This is a genomic window from Bradyrhizobium sp. A11, assembly GCF_042077125.1.
In the GTDB taxonomy this organism is placed as follows: domain Bacteria; phylum Pseudomonadota; class Alphaproteobacteria; order Rhizobiales; family Xanthobacteraceae; genus Bradyrhizobium; species Bradyrhizobium japonicum_B.
Genome location: NZ_CP149509.1, coordinates 191,564 through 211,882, shown reverse-complemented (window position 1 = coordinate 211,882; position 20,319 = coordinate 191,564). Strand labels below are relative to the sequence as shown.

The 20,319-nt window shown below is 65.8% G+C and carries 17 protein-coding genes; 15 read left to right on the top strand and 2 right to left on the bottom strand.

Features of this window, described 5'->3' with window-relative positions:
* The first annotated feature begins 7 nt into the window (after positions 1-7).
* From WI560_RS00980 to WI560_RS00970, 3 genes are all read left to right on the top strand, one after another.
* Positions 8-772, top strand: coding sequence for an alpha/beta fold hydrolase (locus WI560_RS00980; RefSeq protein WP_375306537.1), 765 nt, complete (start codon positions 8-10; stop codon positions 770-772).
* Positions 773-796: 24 nt separating this feature from the next.
* Positions 797-1,138 (top strand): hypothetical protein, encoded by a 342-nt coding sequence (locus WI560_RS00975; protein ID WP_375306536.1) that lies wholly within the window; start codon positions 797-799, stop codon positions 1,136-1,138.
* Between the two features lie 113 nt (positions 1,139-1,251).
* Entirely contained in the window at positions 1,252-1,923 is a 672-nt protein-coding gene (locus WI560_RS00970; protein WP_375306535.1) for a dienelactone hydrolase family protein, read from the top strand.
* 142 nt (positions 1,924-2,065) lie between these two features.
* On the opposite strand, the gene WI560_RS00965 is transcribed toward WI560_RS00970, so the two are convergent.
* The gene (locus WI560_RS00965) at positions 2,066-2,812 is read right to left on the bottom strand and encodes a polysaccharide biosynthesis/export family protein (protein WP_375306534.1); all 747 of its coding nucleotides are present in this window, start codon (positions 2,810-2,812) and stop codon (positions 2,066-2,068) included.
* Between the two features lie 212 nt (positions 2,813-3,024).
* The gene (locus tag WI560_RS00960) at positions 3,025-3,342 is read right to left on the bottom strand and encodes a hypothetical protein (RefSeq protein ID WP_028133689.1); all 318 of its coding nucleotides are present in this window, start codon (positions 3,340-3,342) and stop codon (positions 3,025-3,027) included.
* Between the two features lie 378 nt (positions 3,343-3,720).
* Between WI560_RS00960 and rpsT the strand changes: the two genes are divergently transcribed.
* From rpsT to WI560_RS00900, 12 genes are all read left to right on the top strand, one after another.
* Complete coding sequence (gene rpsT / locus WI560_RS00955) at positions 3,721-3,987, top strand: 30S ribosomal protein S20 (RefSeq protein WP_027563963.1); 267 nt, start codon at positions 3,721-3,723, stop codon at positions 3,985-3,987.
* Between the two features lie 1,279 nt (positions 3,988-5,266).
* Positions 5,267-6,676: a chromosomal replication initiator protein DnaA gene (gene dnaA / locus WI560_RS00950; protein ID WP_375306533.1), complete on the top strand. Its 1,410-nt coding sequence runs from the start codon at positions 5,267-5,269 to the stop codon at positions 6,674-6,676.
* A gap of 267 nt (positions 6,677-6,943) precedes the next feature.
* Entirely contained in the window at positions 6,944-8,062 is a 1,119-nt protein-coding gene (gene dnaN, locus WI560_RS00945) for a DNA polymerase III subunit beta (protein ID WP_028133687.1), read from the top strand.
* A gap of 124 nt (positions 8,063-8,186) precedes the next feature.
* Positions 8,187-9,323 (top strand): DNA replication/repair protein RecF, encoded by a 1,137-nt coding sequence (gene recF, locus WI560_RS00940; protein WP_028133685.1) that lies wholly within the window; start codon positions 8,187-8,189, stop codon positions 9,321-9,323.
* Between the two features lie 108 nt (positions 9,324-9,431).
* Entirely contained in the window at positions 9,432-10,175 is a 744-nt protein-coding gene (locus tag WI560_RS00935; RefSeq protein ID WP_375306532.1) for a hypothetical protein, read from the top strand.
* A gap of 142 nt (positions 10,176-10,317) precedes the next feature.
* Entirely contained in the window at positions 10,318-12,477 is a 2,160-nt protein-coding gene (locus WI560_RS00930) for a hypothetical protein (RefSeq protein WP_375306531.1), read from the top strand.
* Positions 12,478-12,789: 312 nt separating this feature from the next.
* Positions 12,790-15,225 carry a DNA topoisomerase (ATP-hydrolyzing) subunit B gene (gene gyrB / locus WI560_RS00925; RefSeq protein ID WP_375306530.1) on the top strand — a complete coding sequence of 812 codons (2,436 nt, stop codon included), beginning with the start codon at positions 12,790-12,792 and terminating at the stop codon, positions 15,223-15,225.
* Positions 15,226-15,422: 197 nt separating this feature from the next.
* Positions 15,423-15,890, top strand: a complete 468-nt coding sequence (locus WI560_RS00920; RefSeq protein WP_375306529.1) for a hypothetical protein — start codon at positions 15,423-15,425, stop codon at positions 15,888-15,890.
* A gap of 245 nt (positions 15,891-16,135) precedes the next feature.
* Entirely contained in the window at positions 16,136-17,431 is a 1,296-nt protein-coding gene (gene murA / locus WI560_RS00915; protein ID WP_375306528.1) for a UDP-N-acetylglucosamine 1-carboxyvinyltransferase, read from the top strand.
* A 200-nt stretch (positions 17,432-17,631) separates the two neighbouring features.
* The gene (locus tag WI560_RS00910) at positions 17,632-19,026 is read left to right on the top strand and encodes an MATE family efflux transporter (RefSeq protein WP_375306527.1); all 1,395 of its coding nucleotides are present in this window, start codon (positions 17,632-17,634) and stop codon (positions 19,024-19,026) included.
* Positions 19,023-19,523, top strand: coding sequence for a DUF2867 domain-containing protein (locus WI560_RS00905; RefSeq protein ID WP_375306526.1), 501 nt, complete (start codon positions 19,023-19,025; stop codon positions 19,521-19,523). Before WI560_RS00910 ends, WI560_RS00905 begins: the two co-directional genes overlap by 4 nt.
* Complete coding sequence (locus tag WI560_RS00900; protein ID WP_375306525.1) at positions 19,507-20,157, top strand: 2-hydroxychromene-2-carboxylate isomerase; 651 nt, start codon at positions 19,507-19,509, stop codon at positions 20,155-20,157. The genes WI560_RS00905 and WI560_RS00900 overlap by 17 nt, the downstream gene beginning before the upstream one ends.
* The last annotated feature ends 162 nt before the right edge of the window (positions 20,158-20,319 follow it).

Sequence of the window (20,319 nt, the reverse complement as noted above, 5' to 3'; positions counted from 1 at the left end):
GGAAACCATGCCTGGGATCAATCGGGACGGCGTCAATATCTACTACGAGGTTCACGGCGAGGGACCGCCGCTGCTGCTCACCCATGGCTATTCCTCGACGTCGGCGATGTGGCATGGTCAGGTCGATGCGCTCGCCAGGGAGCACAAGCTGATCCTGTGGGACATGCGCGGCCACGGCCGGTCCGACTATCCCGACGATCCCCGCGCGTACAGCGAGGCCCTCACGGTCGGTGACATCGCGGCGATCCTCGATGCGGTCGGTGCGGAGCGCGCGATCATCGGCGGATTGTCGCTCGGCGGCTACATGTCGCTCGCGTTCTATCGCGCCCATCCGGAGCGGACCCGCGCGCTGCTGATCATCGACACCGGGCCGGGTTTCAAGAAGGACGACGCGCGCGAGGCCTGGAATGCGCGGGCGCTCGCCACCGCCGACCGGCTCGATCGCGAGGGCCTCGAGGTCCTGAAATCGGCAACGCCCGAGCGCGCCGCCGCCAGTCATCGCAATGCGAAGGGACTGGCCCTCGCCGCACGCGGCATGCTGACCCAGCGCGATGCCCGCGTGATCGAACTGCTGCCCGACATCAAGGTGCCCTCGCTGATCGTGGTCGGTGCCGACGACACTCCGTTCCTGGCCGCGTCCGACTACATGGCCGCAAAAATCCCCGGGGCACAAAAGGTCGTGATCCCCGCGGCCGGTCACGCCGTCAACATCGATCAACCCAAGGCTTTTGTTGACGCGGTCGCGGCTTTCCTGAAGAACTTGCCGACATAGGCTAGGCAATCCGGGACGCAAGACATGATGCGAGCGATCTTCGCGGCCGTCGCAACGGCTGCGCTGCTGTCGTCGGCGGCGCAGGCCGAGCCATACGGTGCGCTGCCGTCGCGCCGGCCCTTCGTCGCGACTTTGTCCAACAACGTTCCCCTCGCCTTCGGCATGGATGCCGAAGAGACCGCGCGCGCCCTCGGACAGCCGCTGCAATATGTGCGGGGTCGCCCCGGCAACGAGATCTATCTCGCACTTCGCAACATCGGCGGCAGCGGCCTGATCCCCTATCGCCACCGCCTGTTCCTGCAATTCCGCCAGGGGCGTCTGGCGGGATGGAAGGAGGATTACGGCGAGAACTGGATGTGGGAGTGAGAGCGTCGCGCGCCGACACGTCCGGATCGTCGTGGCCGGGACAAGCCCGGGCATGACGAGTTTGTGGAACGAGCGAACTCCCTATCGACGACCAACCAAGAAGGACAACCCGCGTGGGACAGGACATCAAGCTGACGGCCTCCGACAATTTCCAGCTCGGCGCTTATCGCGCTGACCCCTCGGGCGCACCGAAGGGCGCGGTGGTGGTGATCCAGGAGATCTTTGGCGTCAATCACCACATCCGCGCGGTCTGCGACCGCCTCGCCCGGGAAGGCTATGTCGCGATCGCGCCGTCGATCTTCGACCGCACGACACCGAACTTCCAGTCGGGCTATTCGCCCGATGAGGTCGCCGAAGCGCGCAAGTTCGTTGCCAATCCGGACTGGGCCGCGATGCTGCGCGACACGCAGGCGGCGATCGATGCGGTGAAGGGCATCGGCCCGGTCGGCATCATCGGCTTTTGCCTGGGCGGCAGCATCGCCTTCGTCGCGGCGACGCGATTGACCGGCCTGAAGGCCGCGATCGGCTATTACGGCGGCGCCGTCGTTCGCTTTGCCGAGGAGACGCCGAAGGTGCCGACCCAATTGCATTTCGGCGAGAAGGATGCGGGCATCCCCTTGACCGACGTCGAGACCATCAAGTCGAAACGGCCCGAGGTCGAGGTCTTCGTCTATCCGGACGCGCAGCACGGCTTCCATTGCGACGAGCGCGCCAGCTACGACAAGGCCAGCGCCGACATCGCTTGGCCGCGCAGCATGGAATTCTTTGCGAAGCATTTGAGATAGGACTTGCGTTTCTCTTCTGTCATTCCGGAATGCGCCGCGAAGCGGTGCAGGCCCGGAATCCATACTCCCGATCGTGGTTATGGAGTCCGGGCTCGCGCTGCGCGCACCCCGGAATGACGAGAAGAGAGAGTTCGGCTGAAACCTAGAACCAGCGCTCGCCGACGAACACGGTGTCGCCGGGGTTCAAGGGTGTGCCGAGCGGCACCACGGCGCGCATGGATCCGCCGCGCTCGGTGTGGGTGACGGTGACTACGTCGCGCTTGGCGCGGGGCGAGAAGCCGCCGGCGATCGCGACCGCGCTCTCGACTGTCATGTTCGGCACGTAAGGATATTGGCCGGGCGCGGTGACTTCGCCGAGGATGAAGAACGGACGATAGGCCTCGATCTCCACCGCGACCGAAGGCTCGCGAATGTAGCCGTTGCGCAGGCGCGCGGCGATCTCGCCGGCAAGTCCGGCGGTGGTGCGGCCGCGGGCCGGCACCGCGCCGATCAGCGGCATGGTAATGGAGCCGCCGGCATCGATGGCGTAGCTGTTGGTGAGACCTTCCTGGCCGTAGACCACGACGCGGAGCTTGTCGCCGGCGTCGAGATGGTAGGAGGCATCATAGCGCACCGGCGCCGCCATCGGCACAGCGTAGCCGACGGGCATGGGGGCGGGCGACGAGGCAAAGGAGTTGCGCAGCGCGCCGATGGCGCCGCCGCCGTCGGCGACGACAACCGGCTGCGGCGCATTGTAGGGCTGGCCATAGGCCATGGAATCGAGGTCGGCGCGCGGTGGCATGACCGCGACGGGGCCGGCGGTCTGCATGCAGCCGCCAAGGGTCAGCGCGGCGGACGCTGTCAGGACCACTGCCGAGATCGACGATCGAAACGCGCGTGCAACTGGCACCGGACCTATCCCTCGAAACGAGACAGCTCCAGTGATGCACCGGTTATGGTTAATAAAGCGTTTGCGGGGAGCGCTGTGACGCGACGCGGCTCGATGCAGACACGGTACGCCCTCTCTCCCGCTTGCAAACGGAAGAGGTGCACCGAGCTTGCGCTTGCCTTAAGCGCCCACGCCGACTTCGATCGGGCGGGACACGCCGGTGCCGCCAAAGATCAATCCCGGGAATAGCCGATCAGCGGCTTCCGCGGCCGGAACAGGATCATCAGCAGGATGCCGAGAATGCCGAGGACGGCAAAGACCGGCTGATCCAGCAGCAGGCGGATCACCGAGGTCCAGAGCCAGGGTGCCTTGGCCTCGACCCAGGTGCGGAAGGCCGACTGGCTGGCCTGATTGATGTCGTTCCAGAACTGGCCGAACCGGGTGAACCTGAGGGTCTGATCGGCCACCCAGCGGGCGCCGTCATAGACCATGAAGATGAACCCGCCGGCGAGCAGCAACAGCCCAATCAGTCGGAAAAAGCCGCGGATCATGCCTCACCTTATTTGGTCGTCCGATCGGAGGACCTGGACAAGACGCCGCCAGCCAATAGCCGGGCGACGGCAGAAATTCAACCTCTTCAGGGCGTTACAGTGCCTCCTGGGGCGCCTTGGGGCCGCTTTTCCAGCCCGGAAAGCGTTGACGGTGCCGAAGAGCCTCTCTATAAGGGCGCCAACTGGCGGTGGGCGCAATCCTGCCGCCGCTGTTCTTTGAGCAGTTGCAGGCCACTTGAGCTTAGGGCTCCTTGAGGCCTCATGTTCCCGGGACAGCCAGCAACCGAACACCCTAAATCCGAGCGTCGATTCCGCGGTCAAGCAAGCCGGCGCTACCCGACCAAGACGCGACCGGTACCCGCAAAGGATATTGAGACCATGGCCAATACCACTTCCGCCAAGAAAGCGACGCGCAAGATCGCCCGCCGCACCGCCGTCAACAAGTCGCGCCGTACCCAGATGCGCGGTGCCGTGCGGACCGTCGAGGAAGCCATCGCGACCGGCGACCGCGCCGCGGCCGTGAAGGCGCTGGCGAATGCCGAGCCGGCCTTGATGCGTGCCGCGCAGCGCAACATCATTCACAAGAACAACGCCAGCCGCAAAGTCTCGCGCCTCACCGCGCAGATCGCGAAGCTCGCCAAGTAAGCTCGTCAGGTCAGCCTGCAAGTCACGGCTGGCCGACCGGTCGACGGATCGATCGCACATCGCACGCGTCAAACAGCCCGGCATCGCGCCGGGCTTTTTTGTTGCCTGTCATGATACACGGAAAGCGGACACGCACGATCGACGCTCGATCGGCGGGCTCGCAGCGCCTGCACCATTCTTCGTTCCGTAGTTTTACCTGCCGATGTCCTGCAACAGCAGTCTTGCAACGGCGCAGACCTTCACCGCGTTGCGAAAACTCCTGTGCCGCGGGCTCGAATTGAATCCGCAAGCGACGAAAGTTCTACACACCGTAGATTCACCGGAACACACACAGCGTGGGAGTTACCCTGCGAAACGAGACTCAAAAAACGATGTCTCGCTAATCACTTATCGACATAGTGACCGCAAGCATTTGGAAAATTCGTCCGCGCGTCGGGCGCATGAAGATTTTGTTAAAAAATTTTGGCGGTGGCGGAGAATTGTCACATGAGGTGCGGCGTTCTCGATTCTGCGCACGAATCCAAAAACTTGCTCCGAAGCCTGTGCACAAGTCGCGCGCGACGTTAACCGACGTCAAGTTTTTTTGGTGGCTCAAGTGTGAATCAATTCGTTGCGAGTCTTTCCGCTTAGTGTATTCCTTAGGTCGTCAGCGGCGCCCACGATCTTCAGACCAGCGCGGTTTAGGAAACGGGGCGAGCGTGCAAATCGGCGGCGGTGTGCACGTAGGCGACGCTTCAAAAAGCGATGTCGGTTCACAACCCATAGCAATATGGGAATGGTAGCTGTTTGTCTGAATGTCTCCAAGCGGGATCTTCCCGCCTCGTGCCAGGTGCATATGAGGGACATCGCAAAGCTATCCCGGCACGCTAAGGTGGCGAAGTCGAGCGGACATTCGAACGGGCAGGCATCCGCGACATCGTACGCCGCGGCTGTCTTTTGGACACGCAGGACCTTGTCGTGAGCAATCACGGCAGGACGGGGAGGTATCATGTCTTACGGACTCAACGCGGTATTGAAACACGTCTTCTCTTCGAACGATGCCGGTTTAGATCAGTCCGACCTCCAGCCTCCCGCGTGTGACGGAGCGCCGAGTACGCGCTGACCTCGCGAACCCTCCATCTCTGACATCGCTGACCGGACGCGGCGTTCTCGCCGAACGGCGGAGCCATGTCTGACGATGGACTCGCTCTGAGGTCGCCCCATGACAGAACCCCTGACGGCAGGAACTCTGCATGGCGCTCACCACGCAACTAAATCTCTCAAGAGAAGTTTTCTGACGATGACAATGGAACAGGATCGCTGGTCACGCGTGAAGGGTCGGCTGCGCTCGAGCGTTGGCGAAGACGTCTACACGAGCTGGTTTGCACGCATGGATCTGGAAGGCGTGCAGGACGAGAGCGTGCGGCTCTCGGTGCCGACGCGCTTCCTGAAGAGCTGGATCCAGGCCCATTACGCCGAGCGCGTGCTGTCGTGCTGGCAGGCCGAGATGCCGGAAGTTCATCGCATCGACCTCACGGTGCGTTCGGCCGTGCGCCCGGTGACGCAGCCGAAGGACGCGCCGGCGCCGGTCGAGACGCGGCGCGTGCCCGCGCCGGAGCTGCGCTCGACCGCAACCGCGCCGGTCTCGGCCAATCACGACGCGCTCGGCGGCTCGCCGCTCGATCCACGCCTGACCTTCGCGAGCTTCGTCGTCGGCCGCTCCAACACGCTGGCGCATGCGGCTGCCCGTCAGGTCGCGGAAGGGCGCCGCGGCGACCCCGTGATGTTCAACCCGCTCTACATCCATGCCGGCGTCGGCCTCGGCAAGACGCATCTGCTGCAGGCCGTGACCTGGGCCGGCAATTCCGGCAACGAGCGCAAGGTGCTGTACCTGACTGCGGAAAAATTCATGTACGGCTTCGTCGCCGCGCTGAAGACGCAGACGGCGCTGGCCTTCAAGGAGGCGCTGCGCGGCATCGACGTGCTCGTGATCGACGATCTCCAGTTCCTGCAGGGCAAGTCGACCCAGGCCGAGTTCTGTCACACGCTGAACGCGCTGATCGACGCCGGCCGCCAGGTCGTGATCGCGGCCGATCGTCCGCCGTCCGATCTCGAAAGCCTCGACGATCGCGTGCGCTCGCGGCTCGCCGGCGGCCTCGTGGTCGAGATGGGCTCGCTCGGCGAGGAGCTGCGCCACGGCATCCTCAAGTCGCGCGTCGCAGCCGCCCGCACCCATCATGCGACGTTCGAGGTGCCCGAGGAGGTGCTGCATTATCTGGCGCGCACCATCACCCATAACGGCCGCGACCTCGAAGGCGCGATCAACCGCCTGCTCGCGCACTCGAAGCTCAACAACCGGCCGGTGACGCTGGAGATGGCGGAGCACGAGGTGCGTGACCTGGTGCGGCCGCAGGAGCCGAAGCGGATCAAGATCGAGGACATCCAGCGCGTGGTGGCGCGGCAATACAATGTCAGCCGCTCCGACCTGCTCTCTTCGCGCCGCACCGCCAACGTGGTGCGTCCGCGCCAGGTCGCGATGTATCTCGCCAAGACGCTGACCTTGCGCTCGCTCCCCGAGATCGGCCGCCGCTTCGGCGGGCGCGACCACACCACGGTGCTGCACGCCGTGCGCAAGATCGAGGCGCTGGTCTCCAAGGACACTGCGCTGTCGGAGGAAGTGGAGTCGCTGAAGCGCCAGCTCCAGGAATAAACGCCTAGGGCGATCCTGCCATCCTGCCGCCGCCCCGGCCTCGCCCGGGCGGCGGTTTTCGTTTGAGCGGTAAATCGTGGGAATCGTGCGGAACTGGCCCCCAATCCCTTGAATCGGATGGCTTTCCGCGCCACCTTGCGCGACCCTGACAGCTTTGGTCATATCGGCTGGATGATCCGGCTTTTCGGGGTCTTCGGTGCCGTGGCGCGCGTCCCGCCGCCCGGCGTTTCCTAACGTTGTTTCCTTGGGGATCGGGCGAGTAGTGCAATGAAGGTTACGGTCGAACGCGCGCAACTGCTGAAGTCGCTGGGCCATGTCCACCGCGTCGTCGAGCGCCGCAACACGATTCCGATCCTCGGCAACGTGCTGGTCAGGGCCGAGAACGCCAAGCTGTCGCTGAAGGCGACCGACCTCGACCTCGAGGTGACGGAGACGCTGCCTGCGGAAACCGCCACCGCGGGCTCCACCACCGTGCCGGCGCACATGTTCTACGACATCGTGCGTAAGCTGCCGGATGGTTCGCAGATCGTGCTGGAGGCCGACGGCGACCGCGCCGTGCTGGCGATCCGCGCCGGCCGCTCGCGCTTCACGCTGCAAACGCTGCCGGAGAACGACTTCCCGGATCTGGCCGCCGGCGACATGTCGCATTCCTTCTCGCTCGCCGCCAAGGACATCAAGCGGCTGATCGATCGCACCCAGTTTGCGATCTCCACCGAGGAGACGCGCTATTACCTCAACGGCATCTATCTGCACGCCGCCGGCACGGCGAAGGCCGCCACCCTGCGCGGCGTCGCCACCGATGGCCACCGCCTCGCTCAGCTCGACCTGGTGCAGCCCAAGGGTGCCGAGGGCATGCCCGGCGTGATCGTGCCGCGCAAGACCGTCGGCGAGGTGCAGCGCCTGATCGAGGATACCGACGCCGAGATGACGGTCGAGCTGTCGCAGGCCAAGATCCGCTTCACCATCGGCAACGTCGTGCTGACCTCGAAGCTGATCGACGGCACCTTCCCCGATTACGGCCGCGTCATCCCGCAAGGCAACGACAAGGAGCTCGTCGTCGACAAGAAGGATTTCGAGAACGCGGTCGACCGCGTCTCCACCATCTCCAGCGAACGCGGGCGCGCCGTCAAGCTGTCGCTGTCGCCGGGCAAGCTGGTGCTGTCGGTGACCAATCCGGATTCCGGCAGCGCGACCGAAGAGCTCGAGGTCGAATACGCCTCCGACGCCCTCGATATCGGCTTCAACTCCCGCTACCTGCTCGACATCGCCGCCCAGATCGAAGGCGACGTCGCAACGCTCCGCCTCGCCGACCCCGGCTCGCCGACCCTGGTGCAGGACCGCGACGACAAGAGCGCGCTGTACGTGCTGATGCCGATGCGGGTGTGAGACCTACCGTCTTCCATACCTGTCACTACATCGTCATGGCCGGGCTCGTCCCGGCCATCTACGTCTTCAGAGTCAAGAACGTGGATGCCCGGCACAAGGCCGGGCATGACGGAAATCGGATCTCATGACCCCCTCCCGCATTCATCGCCTGACGCTGACGCATTTTCGCAATTATCGGGCGGCGGGGCTCGAGACGGCGGCTGACTTGGTGGCGCTGGTCGGGCCGAACGGGGCGGGCAAGACCAATTGCATCGAGGCGATCTCGTTCCTGTCGCCGGGACGCGGGCTGCGGCGCGCCACGCTGGAAGACGTCGCCGACAACCAGGGCGACGGCTCCTGGGCGGTGTCCGCGCAGGTCGAGGGCGCGCTGGGGCTGGCCACGCTCGGCACCGGCATCGATGCACCGCGGCCCGACAGCGCGGTGAGCCGGCGCTGCCGCATCGACCGCGAGCCGGTGGGTTCGGCGGCAGCCTTCGGCGACCACATCCGCATGGTGTGGCTGACGCCGGCGATGGACGGGCTGTTCATGGGCGCGGCGTCCGAGCGGCGGCGCTTCTTCGACCGCCTGGTGCTCGCCATCGACAGCGAGCATTCCAGCCGCATCAACGCGCTGGAGCGCTCCTTGCGCTCGCGCAACCGCCTGCTCGAGACCCGCAATTACGACGACCATTGGTGTGACGCGATCGAGCGCGAGACCGCGGAGCTTGCGGTCGCGGTCGCGGCCACGCGCGGCCAGACTGCTGCGCGTCTGACCGGCATGCTCAACGCGCGCGCGCAGGCCTCCGCCTTCCCCTCGGCGCAGATCGCGCTCGACGGCTGGATGGAGAATGCGCTGCTTCAGGAGACCGCGACCTCGGTCGAGGACCGCTATCGCCAGATCCTGCGCGACAACCGCCCGCGCGATGCCATCGCCGGCCGCACCACCGACGGCCCGCATCTCACCGACCTGCAGGTGATCTATGCGCCGAAGAGCATGCCGGCGCGCGACGCCTCGACCGGCGAGCAGAAGGCGCTGCTGATCGGCCTCGTTCTGGCGCATGCGAGCCTGGTCGCCGAGATGACCGGCATCGTGCCGCTGCTGCTGCTCGACGAGGTCGTGGCGCATCTCGACCCCAGCAGGCGTGCCGCGCTGTTCGACGAGCTGAAGAAGCTCGGCGCGCAGGTGTGGCTGACCGGCGCGGACCCCGCGGCCTTCGCCGAGATCGGCGCCGGAGGCGAAGTGTTTGACGTCGAGAGCGGACGAGTCTCGGCCAGAGGCTAGGCTGCCGCGTTGAACCCGCCCGTTTCCGTCAGCGACTAGCTGCTTGAGGCTGCAACACGCGGCCATCGCGCGAATATCGGACACGCGCGATATCCTTGGAGCACGGGCATGACGACGGTGAGGCATGGGGCGCAAGCTCCGGCACGATGGCAGCTGTTTGCGTGCGGCCTTGCGCTCCTCGCGAGCTGCCTGCTCGCGGCAAGCGCCGGCGCCTTCGTGTCGAATCTGCCGCCGCTGTTCTCGGCCGCGCTCACGCCGGATCCCGATGCCAGGCTGCCCGCGCCGACCCGCTATCTCTATCGCGGCATCCACACCACCATGATGCCGGGCCTCGAGGCTCCGCTCCGGATCAGGTTAGAGGCACGTGTGCCCGCAACGCTCGGCGATGTTCTCGCCTTCTATCGTACCGAGCTTCAAAAGCTCGGCTGGCAGGAACAGCAGCATGATTCTGCGATCGAGGCCGATCACGCGCGCCTCGCCTTCGTCTCGCCGGTCGGGCCTGCGGCGCTGGCGCTCGCCCGCAACGGCGACAGCACCTCGGTCCAGCTCGTGCAGAAGAATCTGGATGTCGCGACACGCGCAAACGTCCTGCCCGAGCCTGGTCAGTCGAAGCTGGTCTTCAGCAACATCAGCGGCAGCGAGGCCGTCCTCACGATCAACGAGCGGAGCATTGCGCGCCCCGCCACCGCCAGCGCCGTCGCGCTGGATCTGATGCCCGGCAAATATTCCTACGGATTGAGCATGCCCGGTCGTCGGGCCACCACGAACATGCTCACCGTCGCAGCCGGCGATACCTGGGAGCTCACGGTCGGGCCGGACGGAGAGGCGTGGCCGCCGCTTCAGCTGTACTGAGCGCCGCTTCACGTCCCGGCTCGGCACCCTGTTGAACCTCTCGGGTTCCCGCCGCGACTTCTGGTCTGAGGTCGCGCGCCGACGACGCCGCAGCCTGCTGCGCAGGGCATGGCGACCCACGCGACATCCAGGAGTTTGGACGATGCCGATGATCCCGCTTGGGGCGCAAGTCCCGGCCAGATGGCTGCTGCTGACCTGCGGCATTCTCGCGATGGCGGGCATTGCGCGTCCTGCGGGCGCGACCGACGAGGGCATCGTCGACGTCCATACGCTACCGCGGCTCGATGGCGCGATGGAGGACACCTCGCGCCCCGACGCCCATCGCGTGGTCTATGCGGTGCCGAGCGCCGTTAGCGCGGCGTCGGACGCCGCCAGGAAGCTGCTCAGCGCCGACGGCTGGGTGCCCTATGTCTATCCGCTGGATGAGAGGAGCGCCGCGCTGACCTTCAAGAAGGGACGGCAGGGGCTGCGCGTCTCCTTCACCCAGGCGCGCGGGCGCCCCGATCAATCCGCGGTGTCCTACACGCCGAACCGGATCTATGCGAACGTCCCCTTTCCGGAAGGCGCGACGAACCTCGTGTTCGACGAGACCCGGCCCTATCTCGGCTGCATCGCGCCCGGCGCGCTCGATGCGACGTCGGAATTCTTCACCAAGGAAATGGCGGCGATCGGCTGGCGCAAGCTCACGCCCGAGACGGCGGCGCGCTGGCCGAATGCCGATCTCGGCGAGACGGTGCCGAACGGCCTGCGCGTCTTCTTCGATCATGCCGGCGGCAACACCGCGCAGTTCTACAAGCAGAAGCCGGTCATGCTGACCTTGACGCGCCGCGACGACGGCCGCACCAACGTCGAGATCAGGGTGGCGCCGTTCGCGCTGCCGCAAGAGCTCGAGGCCGACGATGACATGGCCGGGTTGCCGCGGCCCAAGCCGACCAAATCGGCAAGGAGCCTCGGCAGCGCCAGCTCCAACACGCGCGAGATGTCGGCCGCCGCGATGGCCGAGCTGCCCGCCGTGCTCGCCTTCTATCATCGCGAGCTCGCCGCGCGCGGCTGGCGGGAGGATGGCAACGCGCCGCTCGCCGCCGGCGACGACGTCGCGATCAGGATCTCCAACGCCGAGGAAACCGGCGTGCTGCGGCTTGGCCGCAAGTATGATTTCACCATGGTCAGCCTGACCGCGCAGGTGAAGGAATCCGCGCTCGCCGCCCGCGCCAAGGCGAAGAAGGAGGCAGACGCGCGATTCCTCGGCGATGCCTTGGGTGCGGCCCAGCAGCTCATCGCCGCCGATGATATCAGGCGCAAGGCCCAGGCCGCCTCCCTCTCGGACACACCGCTCAGGGCGCTTGCCGACGCCACGACGCCGGTGCCGCTGCCCGAAAACGCCGAAGGCGTGAAATTCGAAGGCGGCGACGGCCGGCTGGAATTCTCCTCGGCGTCGAGCGTGAAGGCGCTCACCGCGTTCTATCGCGCATCGCTCAAGCCCGCCGGCTGGAGAGAGCAGCCCTCCGTGATCAACCAGCCCAACATGGCGGTGATGGAATTCGCCAGGGGTGGCAAGTCGATCTCGATGACCGTGATGCAGATAGGCCCGAAGGTGAACGTGAGCGCCAGCGGATCGGGCCTGGTGATGGCCACGGCGAAGCCGGCAGCGATCCCGGAGGTGCAGGCCCCATCCTCCGAGCCGCTGAAGCTCGACACCGAATCCCAGCTGCCCGTGCCGACGCAGCGTTCGTCGAAATCACTTGCCACCACCAAGATCCCCGGCGGCGAGGCCCCGCTCCGCCGCGAGCTGACAGCCAGCATCCCCGCTCCGCTCCAGGACGTCCTCGCCTTCTACCGCGCGGAGCTGTCCAAGCTCGGCTGGCAGGAAAAGACCGACGGCGCGGCGGTGTCCGCAGACCGCGCGCAGATCGATTTCACCTGGCCGCAAGGCCCGGCCGTGCTCAAGCTCGGCCGGACCAAGGGCGAGACCACGGTCAGTCTGGAGCAGAAGAACGCGGATGTCGCCGTGAAGGCCGACATCATGCCGAAGGCGGGGCAGGCCCGGGTGATGCTCGGCAACATGGGCCCGAAGGAGGCCTCGCTCACGATCAACAAGCAGGCGGTGAAGATCGCGGCCGGTGCCGGCGGCCCGCAAGCGCCGAAAGGCCCGATGCTCGATCTGCCACCAGGCAAGTACCAATACGCGGTGCGCACGCAGGGGCAGCCCACCCGCACCGACACGCTCACCGTGGCCGCCGGCGACATCTGGGGCCTCATGGTGGGCCCGAGCGGCGACGTGCTGCCGCTGCAGATGTATTGAGCGCCACAAAGGCGGCGCGCAGTCGCGCCATGAACTTTGCCAAAAAAAGATGCTCTGACCGGCGCCTGGGACGCCGTCACGCCCCGCAAAATCCACGCCTTTCAGGGCCCCAAAACGACCCCTCGAATCGCTTTTTTGCAGGACCCCAAATCGGCCTTCTGAAGGCTTGAAAACCGACCGAAAAACCCTATCTACTCAAAGGGTTGCGGCAGCATACTTTGCGCTAGGCGCTAGCCCGCTTTCATGGCACAAATAGCCCCGCAAATCAGCGCCTTCTGCGCCGCTGATTCGGGCGACATTCGAAGGCCTCTCATGACAGAACCAGCTCGGCAGCCCGCTGCCGAAAACGAGCCCTCCAATCCGAGCGAATACGGTGCGGAATCGATCCGCGTGCTCAAGGGTCTCGATGCCGTCCGCAAGCGCCCGGGCATGTATATCGGCGACACCGACGACGGCTCGGGTCTGCACCACATGGTCTACGAGGTCGTCGACAACGCGATCGACGAAGCGCTGGCAGGCCACGCCACGCGGGTCGACGTGATCCTCAATGCCGACAATTCCGTCACCGTGCGCGACGACGGCCGCGGCATTCCCGTCGACATCCACAAGGGCGAAGGCATCTCGGCGGCCGAGGTCATCATGACCCAGCTCCATGCCGGCGGTAAGTTCGACCAGAACTCCTACAAGGTTTCCGGCGGCCTGCACGGCGTCGGCGTCTCCGTCGTCAACGCGCTGTCGAGCAAGCTGGAGCTTCGCATCTGGCGCGACGACAAGGAGCACTACATCGAGTTCGCCCATGGCGACGCCGTGGCGCCGCTCAAGGTCGTCGGCGACGCACCGGGCAAGCGCGGCACCGAGGTGACGTTCCACGCCTCGACCGACACGTTCAAGAACGTCGAATATGATTTCGCGACGCTGGAGCATCGCCTGCGCGAGCTCGCCTTCCTCAATTCGGGCGTCAACATCGCCCTCTCCGACATGCGCCATGCGGTCGAGAAGCGCGAGGAGATGCACTATTCCGGCGGCGTCGAGGAATTCGTCAAATATCTCGACCGCAACAAGAGCCCGATCGTGCCGGCGCCGATCATGGTGCGCGCGGAAGCCAACGGTATCGGCGTCGAGGCCGCCTTGTGGTGGAACGACAGCTACCACGAGAACGTGCTGTGCTTCACCAACAACATCCCGCAGCGCGACGGCGGCACCCATCTCGCCGGCTTCCGCGGCGCGCTGACGCGCCAGGTCAACGGCTATGCCGAGGCCAACGCCAAGAAAGAGAAGATCGCGCTGACCGGCGACGATTGCCGCGAGGGCCTCACCGCCGTCTTGTCGGTGAAGGTACCCGATCCGAAGTTCTCGTCGCAGACCAAGGACAAGCTGGTGTCCTCGGAGGTGCGTCCCGTGGTTGAGAACGTGCTCAACGAGGCGCTCCAGGCCTGGTTCGAGGAGCACCCCTCCGAGGCCAAGATGATCGTCGGCAAGGTGATCCAGGCCGCGGCCGCCCGCGAAGCCGCGCGAAAGGCGCGCGAGCTGACCCGCAAGAGTCCGCTCTCGGTCTCCTCGCTGCCCGGCAAGCTCGCCGACTGCCAGGAAAAGGATCCGGCCAAGTCCGAGCTCTTCATCGTCGAGGGCGACTCGGCAGGCGGCAGCGCCAAGCAGGGCCGCAACCGCGAATTCCAGGCGGTGCTGCCGCTGCGCGGCAAGATCCTCAACGTCGAACGGGTCCGTCCCGACAAGATGCTGTCGAGCGAGCAGATCGGCACGCTGATCACCGCGCTCGGCACCGGCATCAGCGACGAGTTCTCGATCGAGAAGCTGCGCTATCACAAGATCATCGTGATGACGGACGCAGACGTCGACGGCGCCCACATCCGCACGCTGCTGCTGACCTTCTTCTACCGGCAGATGCGGGACATCATCGACGGCGGCTATCTCTATATCGCCCAGCCGCCGCTCTATAAGGTCTCACGCGGCAAGTCCGAGCAGTACCTGAAGGACGAACGGGCGCTGGAAGACTATCTGATCGACGCCGGGCTGGACGACTGCGCCTTCATTCCCGGCAGCGGCGGCGACCGCACCGGCCGCGACCTGCGCTCGCTGGTCGACGACGCCCGCGTGGTCCGCAGCATCCTGCGCAATCTGCACAGCCGCTATAACCGCAAGGTCATCGAGCAGGCCGCCATCACCGGCGTGCTGAACAAGGCGATCTACGGCGATCCCGAGAAAGCCGCGGCCGCGGCACAATACATCGCGGGCCGGCTGGACAACCAGGCCGAGGAGGTCGAGCGCGGCTGGATCGGGCAATACGTGGAAGGCCAGGGCTTCCAGTTCGAGCGCACCGTGCGCGGCGTCAAGGAAGCCGCTGTCATCGACGACGCCTTCCTGGGATCCGCCGAGGCCCGCAAGCTCGACGAGTACACGGTGAAGCTTCAAGATGTTTATGCCCGCCCCGGCAAGCTGCGGCGCAGGGACGTCGAGCACATGGTCTACGGCCCGGCCGACCTGTTCGAGGCGGTCACCGACGCCGGCCGCAAGGGCATCACGCTGCAGCGCTATAAAGGCCTCGGCGAGATGAACCCGGAGCAGCTCTGGGAGACGACGCTCAACACCGACGTGCGCTCGCTGCTGCAGGTGAAGGTCAAGGAGGTCGACGAGGCCGACGACATCTTCACCAAGCTGATGGGCGACGTGGTCGAGCCGCGCCGCGACTTCATCCAGGAACACTCGCTCAGCGCGACGATAGATATTTGAGGGCTCGCCGATTCCGCGGCGTCATGGCCGGGCTTGTCCCGGCCATCCACGTCTTGCCCCGCGGAACAGAGAACGTGGATGCCCGGGACAAGCCCGGGCATAACGACGTAGGGGCACACGGGCTGAACCTCACCACGCGCCGTCGCGACGAAGTGGCATGAACCCGTTGGCCAATTCCGGCCGGGACGCCTCACGTCATGATCGCCTCTGCAACGCCCAGTTCCGCTGCACCCTCACGCCGCCTCGGTATTATCGGCAGCATTGTCGGCGTGCTGGCGCTGATGGCGGCGGTGCTGCCGCATTGGGTGGTGCCGATCGTGTTTCCGCCGCCGCCGGCAGACAAGGTGATCGTCGACACCAGCCATCGCATCAAGGACCGCATCGTCGCGAAGGTGAAGGGCGTGGAATATCAGGCTCCGAAGGTCGAAAAGTCGGCTGGACGAAGCTGGAGTGAAACCGCCTCGGTCGCCGCAATCTCGCTCGGCCTGCTCGCCATCCTGTTGTCGGTTCTCTCGCTGATCTTCCGGGAGGAGCGGCTCCTTGCCGCCGTCGCCGCCACACTCGGCACCGGCGCCATCGCGATCGAGATCTCCTTCTTCATGATGGGAGCGCTGATCCTGATCGCAATCCTGTATGTGATCGGGAATATCATCGGGCTGTTTTAGCAGCCGTTTGTCGCAAGCTCCGACCTCATCCCGAGGGGCCCGCGCCAACGGGCGTCTCGTGGGGATGGCCGCGGCGACATACGGGCCTTCATGGTTCGAGACGCGCGTTCCGCGCTCCTCACCATGAGGTCTTGCAGTTGCATCCGAATGCCTCCGAACCACGCCCAGCACAATTGCTCCCGCGCTCAATTCTCTGTAGTTTCCGCCGAAACAGCCCCGCCCACCAACAGGACAGCGAGAACCACGTGGCGCCCATCCAATACATCGTCGAGGGCGGTCACCGGCTCTCGGGTTCGATCGAGCCGTCCGGCAACAAGAATTCGGCGCTGCCGATCATCGCCGCGGCCCTGCTCACCGAGCATCCGGTGACGCTGGAGAACGTGCCGCGCATCCGCGACACCGAGACGCTGGTCGAGCTGATCCGCTCGGTCGGTGCGTCCGCGGAATGGACGGCCCGCAATACGCTCCATATCCACGCCAAGAGCATCCGCGCCGCCGATCTCGACCCCGAGCTGTGCGTGCGAATCCGCGCCTCGATCCTGCTCGCCGGCCCCCTGCTCGCCCGCTGCGGCGAAGTGATGCTGCCGCCGCCGGGAGGCGATGTGATCGGCCGCCGCCGGCTCGACACCCATGTGCTGGCGCTGGAGCAACTGGGAGCAAGGGTCACCGCGACCGACCGGCTCGAGTTCCGCGCGCCCAAGCTTGCCGGTGCCGACGTGTTCCTGGACGAACCGAGCGTCACCGCGACCGAGAACGCGCTGGTGGCCGCGGTCGCCGCCGACGGCGTCACGCATTTGCGCAATGCGGCCTCGGAGCCGCACGTGCAGGATCTCGCCAACTTCCTGGTCGCACTCGGCGCCAGGATCGAGGGCATCGGCACCAACACCATGATCGTGCACGGGCCGGCGACACTGGGCGAAGCGACCTACCGGATCCAACCCGACCATATCGAGGTCGGCTCGCTGATCGGGCTTGCCGCGGTGACGCGCTCTCCGTTACGCATCACACGCGCCGGCGTCGAGCATCTGCGCTCGATCCGCATGGGCTTCGAGCGGCTCGGCATCGTCTGCCGCGTCGAGGGCGACGATCTCATCGTGCCGTCCAATCAGACATTGAAGATCCAGGACGATTTCGGCGGCCATGTGCCGAAGCTCGAGGACCAGCCCTGGCCGGCCTTCCCGGCCGACCTGATGTCGATCGCGATCGTCACCGCCACGCAATGCGAGGGCGTCATCCTGATGTTCGAGAAGATGTTCGAATCCAGGATGTTCTTCGTCGACAAGCTGATCGCGATGGGCGCGCGCATCGTGCTGTGCGACCCGCACCGCGCGATCATCGCCGGCCCCAGCCGCCTGCACGGCGCGACCATGACCTCGCCCGACATTCGCGCCGGCATGGCGATGCTGCTGGCGGCCGTATGCGCCCAGGGCACCTCCACCATCAACAACGCCGACCAAATCGAGCGCGGCTACGAGCGCATCGAGGAACGGCTGAACGCGCTCGGCGCCAAGATCAAGCGCGTGCCGGACAGGAAGGGCTGAGGCCTTTTCTTCTCCCCGTGTGGGAGAAGGTGGCGCGAAGCGCACAGTATGTAGGGTGGGCAAAGCGAAGCGTGCCCACGCGTCTGTTGCAATATTGGATAGGTGGTGGGCACGGCGCAAATGCGCCTTTGCCCACCCTACGGCACCGAGCTGTTGGCTGGGGCCATGTTTTCGTCGCGCGGCCGTGCTATTGAGCGGTCATGCTCGACACCGTGCAACATCAAGCGCAGCCGCAAGCCGGCGTGCCGCCAAACCATCTCGCTCAGGAATTCGTCGAGACGCTGCGGCTGGCCGTGCCCCTGATGCTGACGCAGCTCGGGCAGATCGCGATGATCACGACCGATCTCGCGCTGATCGGGCGGCTCGGCGAGGATGCGGTGGCGGCGGCGGCGCTGGCGCACACGGTCTATTTCGTCAGCTTCACCTTCGGGCTCGGCCTGATGTCGGCGGTGTCGCCGCTTGCGGCGCAGGCCTTCGGCGCCGGCGACGTCAGGCTGATCCGGCGCTCCTTGCGCGTCGGATTGTGGGTCGCGTTCCTGATCTCGCTGCCGATGATGGCCTCGCCGCTCTACGGCGAGCAGATCCTGCTCGCGCTCGGTCAAGTGCCGCAATCGGCCGCGCTGGCGCAGCGCTATCTCAACGGCCTCGCCTGGGGCATCGCACCGGCGCTCGGCTTCATCGCGCTTCGCAGCATGATGAGCGCGGTGAACCGGCCGCAGCCGCCGCTGTGGATCACGGTCGCGGCAATCCCGGTCAATGCCGTGCTGGTCTACGCCCTGATCCACGGCCTGTTCGGCCTGCCCGAGCTCGGTCTGTTCGGGGCGGGACTTGCGACCACGATCGTCAACCTCGGCACCTTCGCCGCCGTGCTCGCGATTGCCGCGTGGCGGAAGCCATTCGCGGACTATCATCCGCTCGCCCATCTGTGGCGGATCGACTGGCCGTTGATGCGCCAGCTGATTGCGATCGGCGCGCCGATCTCGTTCTCACTGCTCATGGAGTACGGCCTGTTCTCCTCCGCGGCGCTGCTGATGGGACTGATCTCGACCACCGCGATTGCCGCGCACCAGATCGCGCTCCAGGTCACGGCCGTGCTGTTCATGGTGCCGCTCGGCATCGGCATGGCGGCGACGGTGCGGGTCGGACATGCCTTCGGCCGCAATGATCCGGCCGCGGTGAGGCGCGCAGGGCTCGCCGCGGGCGTGCTTGGAGCAGCTCTCGTCTCGGCCCTGACCGTCGCGATCATCCTCGGTCGCTACGAACTAGGCCGCCTGTTTTTCGGCAGCAGCGGGGCGAGCGCAGCGACCGTCGAGCTGACAGCGACGCTGCTGGTGGTCGGCGCGACCTTCTTCATCGCCGACGGCCTCCAGACCATCGTGGGCGGTGCGCTGCGCGGCATCAACGACACCAGGATGACGCTGGTGTTCGCGGTGATCGGCTATTGGTGCGTCGCCTTTCCCGTCGGCTGGACTCTTGCCTTCCACACCGGCCTGGGCGCCGTTGGCGTCTGGGTCGGGTTCTCGGTGGGGACCTTCGTTTATGCCGGGCTGCTGATCTTGCGCTTCCGGATGCTGACACGCAGATTGGCGGGATGATGGCAACAGTCCGCGAAGTGCCTCCCGAAGTCGACGCCAATACGCTGCTGGCCGGCGCGCAGTTCATCGACGCATTTCGCGTGCAGATCGGCGCGAGCGCGATCGATGCCCGCGAGGCCTGCACGCGGATGGTGCTGCACGGGCCGAGCTGGATCGACACGCTGCTGCGCCTGCGCAACATCCTGGTGACGCCGTTCGGGCTGAAGACATCGGGCGAAGGCGCCCCGGCGCCGCACGGCCTGATCGGGCTGTTTCCGGTGGTCGACGAGACGCCCGAGCGTCTGGTCGCGGGCTTCGACGACTATCATCTCGACTTCCGCATCGTGGTCGACGTTTCAGGCGATGCCGCGGACCGCGAGGTAACCTCGACCACGCTGGTGCGGACCAACAACCTCCTCGGACGGACCTACCTCAGGCTCATCACGCCCTTCCACAAGCTCGTCGTCCGCGGCATGATGGGACGGCTCGTGGAGCGGGCCGATGACCCTGTCAGTTGATCTTTTCTTCTCCTTTCGCAGTCCGTTCAGCTATCTGGCGCTTCCGAAGACGCTCAAGCTCGTGGAGGACTACGATCTCGCGGTGAACCTGCGGCCGGTCTACCCGCTCGCGGTGCGCGTGCCCGGCTTCTTCAAGAAGGCCAGCCCGAATTTCATTCGATATGTCGTGCTCGACAGCACGCGCGTGGCGCAGCACGAGGGCATTCCGTTCCGCTTTCCCCGGCCCGATCCGATCGTGCAGGACAAGACGACGTTCGATGTCGCGGCCGAGCAGCCCTACATCCACCGCCTGACCCGGCTGGGCGCCATGGCGCAGCTCGAGGGACGCGGGCTCACATTCACCGATGCGATCGCGCGCGTGCTGTGGGACGGTTCGGTCGCCGGATGGAACGAGGGCGATCATCTCGCGCGCGCGGCCGAGACGGCCGGCTTCGACCTCGCCGCGATGGATGCCGCGATCACCGCGGATCCGGATCGGTACGAGCAGGTGATCGCAGCGAACGAGAAGGACCACGCAGCGTCAGGCCATTGGGGCGTGCCGACCTTCGTGTTCGAGAACGAGCCGTTCTTCGGCCAGGACCGCATCGATCTCCTCGTCTGGCGCATGCAGAGCAAGGGTCTGGCGAAACGCTAGGGCAAATTCCGCGCGATCTCGGAAGCCGTCGCTTGAGACGCCGGAGATGCATACCGTCCGCGGCGTGCGTCTGACACAAGTCAACATGCCGCGGCTATCGGTGCGCCCCACGTTGACACCGATCAAATGACCCATCCCACAGGCTGCATAGCGTCTCGTATC

Bases quoted from the DNA above. Each gene is read 5' to 3' on its own strand.
- WI560_RS00975 (WP_375306536.1), top strand. From the start codon at position 797: ATGATGCGAGCGATCTTCGCGGCCGTCGCAACGGCTGCGCTGCTGTCG.
- WI560_RS00960 (WP_028133689.1), bottom strand. From the start codon at position 3,342: ATGATCCGCGGCTTTTTCCGACTGATTGGGCTGTTGCTGCTCGCCGGC.
- dnaN (WP_028133687.1), top strand. From the start codon at position 6,944: ATGAAGGTTACGGTCGAACGCGCGCAACTGCTGAAGTCGCTGGGCCAT.
- rpsT (WP_027563963.1), top strand. From the start codon at position 3,721: ATGGCCAATACCACTTCCGCCAAGAAAGCGACGCGCAAGATCGCCCGC.
- recF (WP_028133685.1), top strand. From the start codon at position 8,187: ATGACCCCCTCCCGCATTCATCGCCTGACGCTGACGCATTTTCGCAAT.
- WI560_RS00930 (WP_375306531.1), top strand. From the start codon at position 10,318: ATGCCGATGATCCCGCTTGGGGCGCAAGTCCCGGCCAGATGGCTGCTG.
- WI560_RS00920 (WP_375306529.1), top strand. From the start codon at position 15,423: ATGATCGCCTCTGCAACGCCCAGTTCCGCTGCACCCTCACGCCGCCTC.
- WI560_RS00980 (WP_375306537.1), top strand. From the start codon at position 8: ATGCCTGGGATCAATCGGGACGGCGTCAATATCTACTACGAGGTTCAC.
- WI560_RS00910 (WP_375306527.1), top strand. From the start codon at position 17,632: ATGCTCGACACCGTGCAACATCAAGCGCAGCCGCAAGCCGGCGTGCCG.
- WI560_RS00935 (WP_375306532.1), top strand. From the start codon at position 9,432: ATGACGACGGTGAGGCATGGGGCGCAAGCTCCGGCACGATGGCAGCTG.
- gyrB (WP_375306530.1), top strand. From the start codon at position 12,790: ATGACAGAACCAGCTCGGCAGCCCGCTGCCGAAAACGAGCCCTCCAAT.
- WI560_RS00905 (WP_375306526.1), top strand. From the start codon at position 19,023: ATGATGGCAACAGTCCGCGAAGTGCCTCCCGAAGTCGACGCCAATACG.
- dnaA (WP_375306533.1), top strand. From the start codon at position 5,267: ATGACAATGGAACAGGATCGCTGGTCACGCGTGAAGGGTCGGCTGCGC.
- WI560_RS00900 (WP_375306525.1), top strand. From the start codon at position 19,507: ATGACCCTGTCAGTTGATCTTTTCTTCTCCTTTCGCAGTCCGTTCAGC.